Annotated in this window: 14 protein-coding genes and 1 tRNA gene; 10 read left to right on the top strand and 5 right to left on the bottom strand. The window is 33.4% G+C overall.

Annotation, left to right across the window (positions count from 1 at the left end):
* Positions 1-27: 27 nt before the first annotated feature.
* From CRV04_RS03730 to CRV04_RS03710, 5 genes are all read left to right on the top strand, one after another.
* Positions 28-606: a class II aldolase and adducin N-terminal domain-containing protein gene (locus CRV04_RS03730; RefSeq protein WP_128995472.1), complete on the top strand. Its 579-nt coding sequence runs from the start codon at positions 28-30 to the stop codon at positions 604-606.
* Between the two features lie 124 nt (positions 607-730).
* Complete coding sequence (locus CRV04_RS03725; RefSeq protein ID WP_128995471.1) at positions 731-1,006, top strand: HU family DNA-binding protein; 276 nt, start codon at positions 731-733, stop codon at positions 1,004-1,006.
* A gap of 72 nt (positions 1,007-1,078) precedes the next feature.
* Positions 1,079-1,161: transfer RNA gene (locus CRV04_RS03720), tRNA-Leu, on the top strand.
* 162 nt (positions 1,162-1,323) lie between these two features.
* Positions 1,324-2,067 (top strand): sulfite exporter TauE/SafE family protein, encoded by a 744-nt coding sequence (locus tag CRV04_RS03715; protein ID WP_128995470.1) that lies wholly within the window; start codon positions 1,324-1,326, stop codon positions 2,065-2,067.
* Between the two features lie 9 nt (positions 2,068-2,076).
* Positions 2,077-2,895, top strand: a complete 819-nt coding sequence (locus CRV04_RS03710) for a LysR family transcriptional regulator (RefSeq protein ID WP_128995469.1) — start codon at positions 2,077-2,079, stop codon at positions 2,893-2,895.
* Here the strand turns inward: CRV04_RS03710 and CRV04_RS03705 are convergent.
* From CRV04_RS03705 to hemW, 3 genes are all read right to left on the bottom strand, one after another.
* The gene (locus CRV04_RS03705) at positions 2,871-4,433 is read right to left on the bottom strand and encodes a UbiA prenyltransferase family protein (RefSeq protein WP_128995468.1); all 1,563 of its coding nucleotides are present in this window, start codon (positions 4,431-4,433) and stop codon (positions 2,871-2,873) included. The genes CRV04_RS03710 and CRV04_RS03705 overlap by 25 nt on opposite strands.
* Positions 4,405-6,636, bottom strand: a complete 2,232-nt coding sequence (locus tag CRV04_RS03700; RefSeq protein ID WP_128995467.1) for a hypothetical protein — start codon at positions 6,634-6,636, stop codon at positions 4,405-4,407. The genes CRV04_RS03705 and CRV04_RS03700 overlap by 29 nt, the downstream gene beginning before the upstream one ends.
* Before the next feature lie 82 nt (positions 6,637-6,718).
* Positions 6,719-7,762 carry a radical SAM family heme chaperone HemW gene (gene hemW / locus CRV04_RS03695; protein WP_336470501.1) on the bottom strand — a complete coding sequence of 348 codons (1,044 nt, stop codon included), beginning with the start codon at positions 7,760-7,762 and terminating at the stop codon, positions 6,719-6,721.
* A gap of 67 nt (positions 7,763-7,829) precedes the next feature.
* Between hemW and CRV04_RS03690 the strand changes: the two genes are divergently transcribed.
* From CRV04_RS03690 to folP, 5 genes are read left to right on the top strand one after another with little or no spacing between them, the layout of a single operon-like run.
* A complete protein-coding gene (locus CRV04_RS03690; RefSeq protein WP_128995465.1) occupies positions 7,830-8,333 on the top strand; it encodes an RNA pyrophosphohydrolase in 504 nt (167 codons plus the stop codon).
* A 2-nt stretch (positions 8,334-8,335) separates the two neighbouring features.
* On the top strand, positions 8,336-9,547 hold the full coding sequence (locus CRV04_RS03685; protein ID WP_128995464.1) for an aspartate kinase: 1,212 nt from the start codon (positions 8,336-8,338) through the stop codon (positions 9,545-9,547).
* 10 nt (positions 9,548-9,557) lie between these two features.
* Positions 9,558-10,112 (top strand): HobA family DNA replication regulator, encoded by a 555-nt coding sequence (locus CRV04_RS03680; RefSeq protein WP_128995463.1) that lies wholly within the window; start codon positions 9,558-9,560, stop codon positions 10,110-10,112.
* A gap of 1 nt (position 10,113) precedes the next feature.
* Positions 10,114-10,752, top strand: a complete 639-nt coding sequence (locus CRV04_RS03675; RefSeq protein WP_128995462.1) for a DNA polymerase III subunit delta' — start codon at positions 10,114-10,116, stop codon at positions 10,750-10,752.
* Positions 10,753-10,754: 2 nt separating this feature from the next.
* Positions 10,755-11,894, top strand: a complete 1,140-nt coding sequence (folP, locus tag CRV04_RS03670) for a dihydropteroate synthase (protein ID WP_128995461.1) — start codon at positions 10,755-10,757, stop codon at positions 11,892-11,894.
* A gap of 1 nt (position 11,895) precedes the next feature.
* On the opposite strand, the gene CRV04_RS03665 is transcribed toward folP, so the two are convergent.
* Entirely contained in the window at positions 11,896-13,845 is a 1,950-nt protein-coding gene (locus CRV04_RS03665; RefSeq protein ID WP_128995460.1) for an ATP-binding protein, read from the bottom strand.
* Positions 13,842-14,897: a substrate-binding domain-containing protein gene (locus CRV04_RS03660; protein WP_128995459.1), complete on the bottom strand. Its 1,056-nt coding sequence runs from the start codon at positions 14,895-14,897 to the stop codon at positions 13,842-13,844. Before CRV04_RS03660 ends, CRV04_RS03665 begins: the two co-directional genes overlap by 4 nt.
* Between the last annotated feature and the right edge of the window lie 5 nt (positions 14,898-14,902).

Raw genomic sequence — 14,902 nt, 5'->3', positions numbered from 1 at the left:
CTAAAAAATTATTTAAGGCATTTTAAAATGATGGACAAAGCAACACTCAAACTTCTCAGTGACTTATCCTTAACAATGTTTCGAAAGAACTTTTTTGGTATTTATCATGGAGCAATCTCTGCAAAAGTAGATCATAACTCATTTATTGTAAATACTGCTGATGCCATCTTTGATGAAATGTGTGAAAAATATTTTTGCCAACTGAGCATGCACAAAAAAGATTACCGATGGAATATTGCCAGTATCGAGTCCTCTATCTTTGCATCAATTTATAATCATATACATGAAGCCAAATATATTGCCTTTGGTGTACCTATTTATACAACAGCGTATACATTTGATCATGAAGTTATTGAGTTCAGTGACTATTTTGGAAAAACCACATTTGGAGAGGTACCAGTCATTGACCCAGGTAAATTCTCAACATGGTATGACAGAAACTCTTTAGAAATTACAAAATATCTTAAAGAGACAAATTCAAATGTAATGGTTATAAAAGGAATTGGGACATATGTATATGAAAGAGATATCAATGAACTTGTAAAAAAAGTCGCCATTCTAGAGAACAGTTGTCGTCTTTTAAGTCTTCGGTCCTCATTTCAATAAAAATTATACAAAAATGTGAAAATTTACTGACAAAATTGTACGCAAGCCCCTAAATTTTAGCTTTCTTAAAGCTTAGATACTATAAAGTTATGGAAGTTTAATTTTACTAACAAGGAGTTCTTATATGAACAAGGCTGAATTTATCGATGCTGTAGCTGCAAAAGCTGGTTTATCTAAAAAAGATGCAAAAGGTGCAGTTGACGCTGCATTAGAAACAATCACTGAGTCATTAGTTAAAGGTGATTCTGTAAGTTTTATTGGTTTTGGTACTTTCTCAACTGCAAAAAGAGCTGCTAGAACTGCAAAAGTTCCTGGTACTGACAGAACAGTTGAAGTTGCTGCAACTACAGTAGCTAAATTTAAAGTTGGTAAAGCTTTAAAAGACGCTGTTGCTAAGTAAATACTAAGTATTTATTTAATAAAATACCCATCTTAATTTTTAAGATGGGTTTTTTTATGTCTCATTTTATGTGCCCGTGTGGTGAAACTGGTAAACACGTCGGATTCAAAATCCGGTGCTTCGGCTTGTCGGTTCGAGTCCGACCACGGGTACCACCTAAACAATCAACTCTTACTTTTTTTAATTTACAATCACTGTTTTTATAAAATATTTTTCTATTACTCTGTTTTAATACAACTTTTATTCCCTTTTGATATAATTATCAGTAATATCTTTAGGTATTACAAATCATTATATGTAATATTAAGGATACTCATATGGAGATTCAATTTATCATTGCACTAGCATTGACACTCTTTTTTGCTTCAGTAGTACATGGCAGTATTGGTTTTGGGTTTGGAATGATTTCAACTCCTATTGTTGCACTCTTTACAGACATGCAAACCACCATCATGTATATGCTCATACCTACCATGGTAGTTAATATTGTCAGTATTTCAAGTGAAGGTCACTTTTTTCAAGCACTTAAAAAATTTTGGTTTATCATCACACTCATGGTTTTAGGAAGTGCCTTAGGTACAATTTTACTGATTTATACCAACTCTGAACTCTTTAAACTCTTGCTTGCAATCATTATCTTTTTGTATCTTTTACAGTCAATGGTAAAAATTGAAGCAACCTTTGTATCTAAATATCCAAAAAGTTCAACTTATGGATTGGGAATTATAGGTGGAGTTGTTTCGGGTTTAACGAACATTGTGGCACCTTTGATGATCATGTACACTTTGGAGCTTAAATACAGTCGCAAAGATACCATTCAACTCTCTAATTTATGTTTTCTATTTACTAAGATAGGTCAACTCTCTATATTTTTATATTATGGTGCATTTACCATGGAGGATTTCAATATATCGATGATAAGTGTCGTTATTGGAAGTATAGGGATGTATTTGGGTATTAAAATAAGTAAAAAAATAGATGCGAAGTTTTATGCACAAATACTCAAAGGTCTACTTTTTATTATTGCAACCACACTGGTGGTGCAAACCATACATTTTTAAAGGATTATAATGGATTTAAATTTGGTGAAAGTCTTTATTGCTGTGGCTCACACAAAAAGCATCTCTAATGGAGCAAAAGAGTTGGGATTTACCCAATCAAATGTTACTTTGCGTATAAAACAGCTTGAAAAAAGTTTGGGTTATGAGCTCTTTCATAGAACCAATAGAGGTGTGGTTCTGAGCTTTGAAGGTGAAAAGTTCTACCCTTATGCCATAGAAATTGCAAAAAAAGTAGAAGAAGCAACACAACAAATGAGAAATATCAATCATCAAGAGCTTCTGAAAATTGGCTCCACCCAATCCAATGCAACCATACGTCTTATTCCTATTATTGAGATGCTCAAAAAAGATTTTGAAGATATGAAAATAGAGTTCACCGTTGACAGCAGTCAAGAGTTGGTCAACAAACTGCTTAACTATGAGATTGATATTGCATTTATCAATGGTAACCCTTATAATAAAGATATCGAAATACTCAACAGTTTTAAAGATGAAATCTATTTTATAGAACCCAAAGACCAAACTGCACAAAACTACATCTTATCGTATAAAGAGAATTGCAGTTACTGTCTCTATTTAAAAGAGTATGTGCAACGTACAAAACCTGAAAACTATAAAACCATTGCTTTACAAAACTATGAGTTGATGCTGGGTTGTGTAAAAGCAGGTTATGGAGTCACCTTGCTTTCTAAAAAAATAGTTGAAAAATTTGGTTATTTAAATGATGTTAAACTTACAAAAGTGGATTCAAATCTCGATTCTCATTTAATATGCAGAAAAGATTATTTGCCCATGATAGAGGATTATCTTAGAAATATAAAAATATAAATCATTAAAGCAATGAGTTGTAAGCCTAAAAGATAGGACTCAGAGTTTTTAAGCTTCAGACTCATGAAAAGCATCAGACCCAACAAAGCTGTCAGGGTTATGGCTCCAAAGCCCAAGAGATATAAAAAAAGCACCATACACAAAAAAGCACTCACTTTGATGATAAGCATCGTTTTAGCTTCACCTAAAAGGATGGGAAGAGTACATACTCCCTCTTTTTTATCGCCACGAATATCTTTTATGTCTTTGATATTTGCACTGATGAAAAACAGAACAAATATAAATACCAACAAGGTTTTATCGCTGTTAATAAAGGTTAAATTCCCTTCAAACAATGTTACTCCAAGCAAATAAACACTCACTGCAATACAAGATAATGTCATGTTTGCAAAAATAAAATGCCGTTTCAATCGTAACGGTTTTGCAGAATAGAGATAACTTAATGACAAAATCAACATTGAAAGAACAAAAAAGTGTTCATTAATACTCAAAGCCATCAATAATGCCATAAACAAATAAAAGTTTTTGAGTTCAATACAGTGTTCAAATGTAATAACTTGCATCACCAAAGGTCTTTTAGTATTGGATATTTTATCAATCTCTACATCATAAATATTGTTTAAAACCGTTGAGTAAGCAAACATAAAAAGTAAAGCCAAAGCAGCCATACACACTTTTTGTACATCAAAGAGATTTACTGTTTCCCACCCTATAGTATTGTTTTTCAGTGTCATGACAAACCCAAAAAGAAAAAGCCCCAAATAGATTGTAAAGCGTTCGATCCGAATGCTGTCTCGTATTGTATCTCTCATACTTTTGTCAAACTGTTTAAAAATAACTCCCAGTAGCAATAAAACCAATGGCAAATAGATATAGAGATTAAATTGCACATCGGATTTTGTTCTTAAAAAAGAGTTATTTATAATCTCTTCAAAACGAGTATCTAAAAAAAAGTTATAAAAAGCAGGTAAATACCCATACATATAAATAATGGTATAGATTAAGAGTACAGACAACAAAGCTTTCATATGTTTTTTACTCTCAATATAGACAAAAGCATAAGCAAAGATTAACACCAAGGCAATCTCCACTCTAACACCCTTGGTTGCAAAAGCAAGCTCTACAAAAGGGTTAAATGTGTTTAGAAAGGAGAACCAAAAAGTATCAAAAGAGTGGTTATAAACAATGGTTCCACTTTCAAATACAAAGTAGTCTAAAATTGGCACGATGATGATAATACCAAAGAAGTGCAAAGTTACCTTGAAAGTATTGATAAAACTAACAGGTGTGAGATAAAAAAGAATCAAAGAGATAAATGCATAAAGAGTCAACCAAGAGATAAAAATATGTACATAATCAACCAAGATGTAGTAAAATGAGCTCTTTAGCGTTAGAAAATGACCCGATTCAAATACAAACTCAAGAACCGTTCGTATGATAACAATACAAAGAAAAGTTAAAAGAAATGAGTTAAGAGTTAACTCACCTCTTTTTATGTCGTTTATATACTCAGTTACAAATTTTAGCAACTTTTTCAACACTTACTTTCAGACGCTCTTTTGCATGTCCTTGAATGGTATAGTTTTTTGATATTTCATACCCTTTCCAAAAAAGAGCCCCAGTCTCTTTACCTTCATACGTATTGAGTACTTTATCACCAAATGGTGTATCCACATAGATACACATTGGTTCGTTGCTCGAAGCTTTCAGTGTAACGACACTGTTAAAGTCTTTGTCGTATGTCTTTTCATCAAATGTAAGTTCAACTTCTGCATTTTTAATATTGGCTTCATTGAATCGTTTGTTAATCACTTTGACAATATCTTGTTTCACACTTAGAATTTTTGGTTTCCAATTGACTAACTTTTCATCTTCTAAAAACTTATCCAACAAGCTCAACTCTTCATTTTTAACGTCTAATGCATGATCTAAAGCCTCATAATACTCTTGAGGAATCACTTTAATCTCCACAACTGCCAAATCAATTCTAGGCTCATCTTCCCCTACTTCAAACTGAAACTTGAAGTTATCTTCGGGAGCTAATACAAACTCCTCTTCATGTGTTGAACTTCGTCTTTTTGAGACCAATTTACTTTCACTACCACTCTCACTGCTCCATGCTCCACCTTTATCATAAACTTCATATTTTGAGTATTTCCCTGTCCACTCTTGTTTAAGCTTTACATAGTAGTAGTTTTTTGAAGTGTTATCGATACGATAAATTGCTTTATATCCATATACTTTTTCATCATAACCACCACTTGAATAACTCTTATCTTCATATTTGGTTTGATTGTACGCTTTTCCATTGATATAAGTCGTTGTGTGTTGTGGAGAAGAGTAAGATGTTGATGTGTATGGTACATATCGCTCTCCAATGGTTCCATGTTTAAAGTTCTGTTTCATGGTCAAACCGGCAAGCTTTAAAAATGACTGATTATCTCTTGAAGTTTTTAAATTTTCCAAATAGGCTTTCAATGCAACTACATCATTCAAGCTGTTTTCAAAAAAGCTTTTTTGAGTCATGTACTCTTGCAATTTTTCTAAGTTATCTGTAATCTCTTTAAAATTATATTTGGTCAACTGGATTCTATCTCCAATATACAATTCATTTGCATTTGCAAAAAAAGTTGCAATATTTTTTTTAGTTTTTAGAATAGGTATACTTTTTAGAGTTTTAGAATCAAGTAAAGAGAGTTTGTTTTTTGCACTTCGATACAAAATAAATTGATTCACTCTTTCAAGCTTATATACTTGTGACTCCAACTTAACACGGTCTGTAATCTTTTTTTGAACCAAATCAAACACTTGAATGCTCTTCTGATTTGATGTTGATAAAAATAGTTTATCCCCTATAAGGGTACTGTCCGTAACTCGCTCTTTAAATGGTCGTCGAACTTTATAGAGCAGATTCATTGTATTGCTGTCATACACTTCCAGTCTTAATTCATTTAAAACTATCAAGTATTTATCACTTACAATCAGCTCATCAGTACTTCTTTTAGAAAGTCTTTTTAATGATTTTAGATTTTTTGTATCTCGTACTACAACGGTATCAAAAATGTAGTAATACAATTTATCATTGACTAGTTTCATATCATAAATACTGCTGTTTTCAAGTCGTCCTTGCACTCTTTTATGTGTTTTTTTACTGAATACTTGAAGAGTATCATCATACCCTTTTCTTTCATAGTTTTTATAACTTGCCACAAAGATTTTATCTTTATTCATTAAAACTTTTTGAATGCTTCCAATATTATTGACTTTGATTGTTTGTATCTCTTTAAGTCTGTCCTTATCAATAACTGTGATTGCATTATCAGAAAAACCATAAAGTTTATTTTCACCAATTGTAAAATATTCAGCAGGAAAATATGTTTCTGAAACACTATAGTTTGAAAAAGCAAATGGTTTTTCAGAATTAAGTTTTTGAAGACCCAATTCAAGTTTCTTTTGGGTTTCATTCAAGTGAGTTATTTTTGCATCAATCGCACTAAAAAGCTGATAACGCATCGCTTTTGCAGCATCGATCTCTTTTGGGATATCTGCAAATGTACCCTCTTCTAACAACTTTTCTAATTCAGCTTTTTTTGTTAAATCATTTGAAGCTACTTCGACTTTAATCTCTTCAAAAACGACCTCTTTAGGATTAAAATCGGAATACGAACCTTGTGAACCACACCCTTGAATAAGTACCGTCACCATACTTACTATAAACAACAAACCATAACGTCGTAACATAAACTTCCTCTCTGTTCTTAAAATGTGATTATTATATACTCAAAAAGGTAAAAGAGAAGTTAGAAAGTGACAAAAAAAGTTATTAATTGATAACATAAAGTGCTATTTCATCAGCAAGCAAGTAGTTAAGTGCAAAAAATTGCTCATTTTTTAAAACCAATTGTCCATTCTCTATAAGCTCTTTTGCTCGTTCAAATTCATCCTCATTTAAAAGACTCTTCTCAAATCCTACCACACTGCGAAGTCCTAAGAGAATTCTCTCTGTTTTAATATCTTCTTCACTTAAATTTTCAATCTCATAGGTGTTGGGTGCTGAAATAAACTGGTCAATCTCACTGGTAGCGTAATAACGTTTGTTATTAATACACCCTACTGCGCCTGCACCAATTCCCAAATACTCTTTATATTTCCAATAACCCAAATTGTGTTGTGAACGTGCTTCGTTTGAAAGAGCAAAGTTAGAGATTTCATACTGCTTAAATCCTTTTGTTTCTAAATACTCAAAGAGTTGAACACTCAACTCTTCATCATCTATTTTAACGCGTTTTTGGTCAAAGAATTTTGTGCCCTCTTCCAGAGTTAAACTGTAAGCACTGATATGATTGATTGGCAAACTTGTCATGATATCAATGTCTTTTTTCACACTCTTTAAGGTATCGTTTGCCACCCCATAAATCAAATCACAATTGATGTTTTTAAAACCAATCTTATAAGCAATATTAACTGCTTGAATCGCTTTTTGCCCATTATGTGCTCGTCCTAAAAACTTCAGTTTGTCATCATCAAAACTTTGTACCCCAAAACTGATACGATTCACACCCAAATCATACATCTCTTTTTGCCATTGAAGTGTGGCACTGTTGGGATTAGCTTCAGTGGTTATTTCAGCATTTTCGAGCAAATATGGTTGAATAAGATCAAAAATAGGTGCAAAATGTTTGGCTAAAATCGTACTTGGCGTACCTCCGCCAATAAAGAGTGTTTCAATTGTGGGTTGGTATTTTTCTAACGATGTTTTTAACTCTAAATATAACGCTTTCATATAATTTTCTTTGAGATGAAACATGGTTGTATAGGAGTTAAATGCGCAGTAAAAACATTTACTGTCACAAAAGGGGATATGCAAATATAAAAGCAATTTTTAATCCTAATTTTAATATAATCTAGCCTCAATTATAAGGAAAAAATTATTTATGACTGATAAAATGGAAGAGATACCGACACAAAAAGATAATAAGAACTATAGACCCAATGTTGCAGCAATCGTACTATCAGCCAAATACCCTGAAAAATGTGAAGTTTTTATCGCTTCAAGAACGGATGTAGAGAACGCTTGGCAGTTTCCACAAGGGGGAATTGACGAGGGGGAGAATCCCAAAGAGGCCCTTTACAGAGAATTAGAGGAAGAGATTGGGACAAGTCATATTGAAATCATTGCTGAATACCCAGAGTGGGTAAGCTACGAGTTCCCTCCTGCCATTGCAGAAAAAATGAAACCTTATGATGGACAAATACAAAAATACTATTTGGTGAAACTCAAGCACGGTGCAAAAATCAATATTGATACCCACCATACGCCAGAATTCAGTGAATATAAATTTGTACCAACTGAAAACATATACGACTATATCACCTTTTTTAAACGAACGGTGTATAAACAAGTATTGAAATATTTTAGAAAAGAGGGTTATATTTAATCATGCTAAAAGTATTAAAATTTGGAGGTACCAGTGTAGGTACACTGGAACGTATTCAAAACGTAGCAGAAATCATTAAAAAAATAAAAGATGACGGCCATGATGTCATTGCCGTGGTATCTGCAATGAGTGGTGAGACCAATAAACTCATTGAATACGCAGAACACTACTCAAAGACACCAAGTGAACGAGAGATGGACATGTTGTTAAGTTCAGGAGAGAGAGTTACTTCTGCACTTTTATCCATTGCATTGAATGAACAAGGGTACAAAGCCACATCGATGAGTGGTCGAGAAGCAGGTATTTATACCAATAACTCGCACACAAAAGCTCGAATTGAAGAGATTGACACTACCAATATGAAAAATGCCATCAATGAAGGAAATATCATCATTGTTGCTGGTTTCCAAGGGGTAACTTTAGAAGGTCATCGTGTCTCAACACTTGGTCGAGGTGGGTCAGATTTAACAGCTGTAGCTATTGCAGGAGCAATTCAAGCAGATGTGTGTGAAATCTATACAGACGTTGATGGGATTTATACCACCGACCCAAGAATTGAACCTAAAGCAAAAAAACTGGAGAAAATCTCATATGATGAGATGCTAGAACTTGCGAGTTTAGGAGCAAAAGTCTTACAAAACAGATCGGTTGAAATGGCGAAAAAATTAAATGTAAATTTAGTATCACGAAGCAGCTTTACGCCAGAAGTTGAAGGTACGTTAATCACAAAGGAAGAGAATATTATGGAAAAACCAGTTGTAAGTGGGATTGCATTGGATAAAAACCAAATTCGTGTGGGTATGTATGGTGTTATTGACCGACCAGGTATTGCATCAACTATCTTTACTGCTCTTGCAGATGCAAACATCAACGTAGATATGATTGTTCAAACCAGAGGTGCTGATGGAAAAACAGATTTGGACTTTACCATTCCAAGAACCGATTGGGAAGTATGTAAAAAAGTGATGTCTCAATTCAAAGAAGAAGCAGAAAAAATTGATTATAACGACACCATTTGTAAAGTCTCTATTGTAGGTGTAGGGATGAAGTCTCACACGGGTGTTGCTTCTAAAGCATTCAGCGCGTTAGCCAATGAGAACATCAACATCAGAATCATCTCAACAAGTGAGATTAAAATCTCAATGATCATTGAAGAGAAGTATGCAGAACTTGCTGTCAGAGCACTTCACGATGCATATGATTTAGATAAGTAGGTTTTAAACAGTGCAAGAATTTTTAAACTGGACCATTGACACCATTCGAGATGACAAACTCATCTCGCCATGGTTAGAAGAGAAAAAGTATGAGTGGACACCTATTGTCGCAAAATCCATCACCAATATTTTAGACAAAGGTCGTTCTGTTATTATCATCACAGATAAAGACCGTGAATGGTTTTTAGAGTACATTCTTACCAATATCAATAACAGCAAACTCAATCGTCCTTTCTTGCCCTTTTATGACTTTAAAGCCTTTTATCGACAAATTGATAACCCAAAGCAGTCTGAAGATGATATTAATTTCATCAAAGATATGCTCAATATCTCATTTCCACATGGATACTGTTTTTGGTATATTGGACGAAGCCAAGATATTCGTGCAACAATTCCTAAAATCAGTAAAAACTCATTTCTTTGGTTATTGGACGAAGAGAGACAAGATGCGTTCAATCTTAGAAGCAGTGATGAAGCTTTGGATATGAAACTGCTTCAAATGTTCCGTTTATATAATAAAACCCTCAGTGCAACACTCTTTGCAGAAGTAAATGTAGAGAACTGATATGGCCATTCCAACCATACACACATCAACAATTCTTATTATTAATGATATAGATGCAACACTGCAAACACTCAAACAAACACTGCCTCCTCACTTCACACGTATTATTCGAAATGAAGAGAAGGATGAGTTTTTAATTGCTCAAGCCAATGCAACCATTAAAGAAGCTTATATTGCGTCCAATGAAACCAAATATATTATTCTTTGTGGAAGCTCTTTTAGAAAAGAGGCTCAAAATTCTCTGCTGAAAGTTTTAGAAGAACCTCCTAAAAATATTGTTTTTATTATCATCACCACCTCAAAATCAACACTGTTGCCTACCATTATTTCAAGAATGCCTTTGAAATATCTAAAAAAACACAGTGTCGTTGAACCTTCAAACATTGATATTGCAAAACTGGATTTAAAAGAGGCGTATGCTTTTTTAAAACAGAATCAAAAAATTTCAAAACTAGAGGCCAAACAACTCGTTGAGTCATTGCTTTATAAAGTCAATATGCAACGCATCAAACTCTCAAAAAAAGAGTTAGAGAGTTTTTCTACCTCAATCAAACTCTTAGAGCTTAATACTCGCCCTATTCATGTTATAACCACACTGATGCTCAATTTAGTGCATTTAAAACACAAAAATAAGAGTTAACAATGAATCTGTACAAACTCTCTTTGCATGAAGTAAACAAAGCTTTTGAAAAACTGGGTTGCGATAAGCCCGGAACCAAAATCTTGGCTAAAAAATGTGATGTTCATACCATTTATATCAAAAACCTTCATGTGGGAGCTGCAAACATTTTAAAACAAGATGCGCTCTCAATTGGTGCAGACTTAGCTGTTCCTATGGGGGTGATTGTTGCACGAGAGCCTTATGTAGATGCTATTTTAATTGCCAATAGCAAACAGCTTGAAGTATTAAGTGTCAAAGAGAGAGCCCAACCTTTTGGATTAAAGGCCATTGCTAAAGAGTTAAAATCGTTTCTTTTTACAAAACAAGCACCCACAAAAATTATGGGTATTATCAATGCCAACGAAGACTCTTTTTTTAAAGATAGTCGTTTCAATGGATCAAATGCAGTTAAACGTATGGAAAAGCTTATCCATGATGGTGCCCAAATCATTGATTTAGGGGCTGTTTCAAGTAGGCCCGGTAGTGTTGCAGTCAGTGCTCAAGAAGAACTTTCTCGAATCAAACCTATTTTAGATACGATTAAAATAGAAAAACTCTATGAAAAGGCCACTTTTTCTTTAGATTCTTATGCACCAGATGTTTTAAAATATGCCATGGATTGTGGGTTCAGTATCATCAATGATATTACTGGTTTAGCCAACAATGAAGTGGCAAAAGTAGCTGCACAATATGATGCCACAGTTGTGATCATGCACATGCAAAATGACCCAAGAAACATGCAAGATGATCCACACTACGAAGACGTTATCAGTGAAGTGCATGACTTTTTCCAAGAACGAATCGAAAAAGCGCACTCATTTGGTGTAAAAAAGATTATTTTAGATGTAGGTATTGGATTCGGTAAAACGCTCGAACACAACCTGAAACTTCTAAAGAATCATGAACACTTCAGATATTTTGGATACGAACTCTTAATTGGTGCAAGCAGAAAATCGATGATTGATAAGATTGTACCTTCAGACATTTCTGAACGTCTTCCAGGGACACTTGCCATTCATTTAGAGGCGATTAAAAACGGGGCTTCTATTGTGCGTTGTCATGACGTTAAAGAGCACCATCAAGCCATAAAAGTACAAGAGGCGATTCAAAGTAATCTTTGATTTACGCTTTCTCTTTTATAACAGGCAAAGCAATTCGAAAACATGCTCCCATAAATGTTTGTGTTCCATGTTTAAAGTGCGTATTTTGTACACTTAAAAGACCATTAAACTTTCTTTCAACAATCTCTTTGCTCATATATAAACCTATTCCCGTACCTTGACTTTGATGTTTGGTTGTAAAATATGGGTCAAATACTTTTTGAATGATCTCTTCAGGGATTCCACCCCCATTATCTATGATAAAAATGATGTTTTCATCCTCTATTTGCATTGAACGTATGAAAACTTTTCGCTCTTGGTCTTTTTTATCCAGCATCACATCTTTTGCATTATTAAGTATATTTATAAATACTTGTGAAAGCTCCGTACTGCTTCCTAAAACCATCAAATCTCTTTGATTAAAATCCGTAACAATTTCAATATTGTTGTCTTTAAATGTAGAAGAGATAATCATAAGTGTGTCTTCCATTGATTTGACCAGGTTAAAGGGTTTTTTTTCTAAATCATTTTTAAAGAAACTTCTAAACGTATTGATGGTTTCAGATAAAAAATCAGTATTATTAAGCATCATGTTATAATAGTATTCAAACGTTTCATCATTAAGCATTTTCAAATCTTTTTGCAGTTTAATCGCACTGATTGCTGCAGTGATGGCACACAAGGGCTGTCGCCATTGGTGAGCAATATTGGCAATCATTTCACCTAATGCGGCATAACGTGCTTGTTGCATCATTTGTTGATCTTTTTTACGGTTATTCTCTACTTCCAATCCCACTTTTTGTGTCAAGTTTTCATTTAAATCTTGCAATTCACGCGTTTTTTGGGCAACTTTCATCTCTAAATTATCGTTGAGTTCTTGAATGAGTTTATAATCTTTACTCATCTTCTCTTTAGCTTTTAAAAGCTTTTGTTGATTGTTATACAGCTCTTTAAATAGTTTCTTTAAATAGTTTGCAAGTTCTTGATACTCTACAATTTTCAGTGAGAGTTCCTTTTGTTCACTGTTACTGTTTTCAAAAAACTCTTTGGCATAGATTTTCAGACTCTCAATAGGTCGTATCAACAGTTGATTAATTAAATAAATAAATAACATAACCACAAGAAGTGTAAAAATAGAGATGATCAGTAAATCTCGTTTGATGATTCTTTTGATGCTTTCTAATGCATCATTTTGTAAAATCATTTTGATATTCAATCTACTCTCTTGTTCATCAAAATATAAAGCAGCTCTATATCCCAATTTATCCATGTCATCAGCGAAATGTTCAATTGCTCCAAAACGTTCAATGGAAGCGAAGCCATTACCATACTCATTATCTTCTAAAATCAAATCATCATTATACAACAACATGATTTTTTCTAATTTGGTATTTTTTTTAATATCATTTAAAAGCTTGAGGTTGTTTTTTAGTTCAACTCCACCTGCAAACAGACCAATAACTTCACCTGTTTTAGGATCAACAATTCCTTTAGTAATGACAATAAAAACCAATGTCTGATCATTGCTTTTTACTTTAATCAAATGCTTTTTAGAGGAAGAGGTTTTAACACGTTTAAGTTCATGAACCAAAGGAGTGATGTCATATAAAAAAAATCCAGCCAATGCAATGTCATCTTTTTTTGAAGGAATGACAGCCATAAAATCTAATGATTTTACAATTGATTTATTAAGTTGATTTTCTAAAAACTCTGTGTTGCCCTCTTTTATCGCTTGCAGTTCATTTGCAGATAAAAAAATGGAGTTAACAACCGAAAGTATTTTTTCAATTTCGTAATCAAATATGGTTTGAGAAAGGCGAATACTTTGTTCAAAATACTTTTTTGACTCACTGATAAAAAGTTCATTAAGCCCCCGTTTTGAAAACGTATATGTCAATAGTATGATAATTGAGACCGTAAAAAGTGTTAAAAATACAAAAAGTGTTTTAATACTTATTTTAAGATTTTTCAATGACTGTACCTAAATGCTCGCTGTTTGAATGATTCTATTTCCTCTTTGGTACTGTTTTTATCCACCAACTCAAACTGCCCTGAATAAATGGTAGGAACGCTTTTGTTCATAATATCAAGCTTAATTGCTTCAGCCATAGCTACACCATTGTCATCATTCATTCGCATCGCCGTAACGTCAAGTTTTCCTTCTTGAATCATCTGAAGCTCTAAGCTTCCACCACCCCAACCATTGATCATGATTTTTTCTTTCATGCCCAATTCTTCTAAAGCTTCACTCGCACCCACAGCAATGTCCGTTGAACAGTTGTAAATAAAACTTATGTTATCAAGTCCTGAATACTCTTTGACTATTCGTTTTGCCAACTCTTTCTTCACATAAGTGTAATAAGCACCTTTAAGAGTGTAATCATCTTTAAAAATATGAATAAAACTGTCGCCTCGCATCTGAGAGATGTACCCTTCGTTATGATACAACATCAAATAATTAGAATGTTTAGGAAGTGTTTTTGCATAATACTTAGCTAACAATTTTGTACCCTCTACATGGTCAAATCCAACATACATAAAAGGTTGCGTATCACCCCATTGTTTCAATGGTGTCGTAATATTTTGCAAAATCAGTTTTGGTTTTTTATTGGTAATAAGTTGTGAAATGAGTTTTTTATGCCCATCAATATTGAGTGTAAAAACCAGATAATCACTCTTTAAAGCCAATAGCTCTTTCAATTTTTGTTGCATTGTTTTCACATCATTCTCATCTACAAAAACAGGAATAACTTCATAATTCACATGTAACTCTTGTAAACGTGCTTCAAACGAGGTTTGACTTCGTTTCCAATAATCTGTAATTTGATTACCCGGATACAACAAGGCAATTTTAACTTTTTTGTGTGTTTGTGTTAAAGGAACTGCGTTACCTTGAACCATTTTATTGAAATGTTGCATGTAATACTTTTGTTCAGGATTTTTTTCAACATATTCATCAATGGTCCAATACGCATTAGCACTCAGCTGAAGTACACAAAAAAAAATCAATATGAGATAACGCATGTCCT

The organism is Candidatus Marinarcus aquaticus, assembly GCF_004116335.1.
Classification (GTDB): domain Bacteria; phylum Campylobacterota; class Campylobacteria; order Campylobacterales; family Arcobacteraceae; genus Marinarcus; species Marinarcus aquaticus.
Note: the sequence above shows the minus strand (reverse complement) of the source record. Positions and strands in the feature narration are given on the sequence as shown.

Bases quoted from the DNA above. Each gene is read 5' to 3' on its own strand.
- CRV04_RS03730 (WP_128995472.1), top strand. From the start codon at position 28: ATGATGGACAAAGCAACACTCAAACTTCTCAGTGACTTATCCTTAACA.
- CRV04_RS03725 (WP_128995471.1), top strand. From the start codon at position 731: ATGAACAAGGCTGAATTTATCGATGCTGTAGCTGCAAAAGCTGGTTTA.
- CRV04_RS03715 (WP_128995470.1), top strand. From the start codon at position 1,324: ATGGAGATTCAATTTATCATTGCACTAGCATTGACACTCTTTTTTGCT.
- CRV04_RS03710 (WP_128995469.1), top strand. From the start codon at position 2,077: ATGGATTTAAATTTGGTGAAAGTCTTTATTGCTGTGGCTCACACAAAA.
- CRV04_RS03700 (WP_128995467.1), bottom strand. From the start codon at position 6,636: ATGTTACGACGTTATGGTTTGTTGTTTATAGTAAGTATGGTGACGGTA.
- CRV04_RS03690 (WP_128995465.1), top strand. From the start codon at position 7,830: ATGACTGATAAAATGGAAGAGATACCGACACAAAAAGATAATAAGAAC.
- CRV04_RS03685 (WP_128995464.1), top strand. From the start codon at position 8,336: ATGCTAAAAGTATTAAAATTTGGAGGTACCAGTGTAGGTACACTGGAA.
- CRV04_RS03675 (WP_128995462.1), top strand. From the start codon at position 10,114: ATGGCCATTCCAACCATACACACATCAACAATTCTTATTATTAATGAT.
- folP (WP_128995461.1), top strand. From the start codon at position 10,755: ATGAATCTGTACAAACTCTCTTTGCATGAAGTAAACAAAGCTTTTGAA.
- CRV04_RS03660 (WP_128995459.1), bottom strand. From the start codon at position 14,897: ATGCGTTATCTCATATTGATTTTTTTTTGTGTACTTCAGCTGAGTGCT.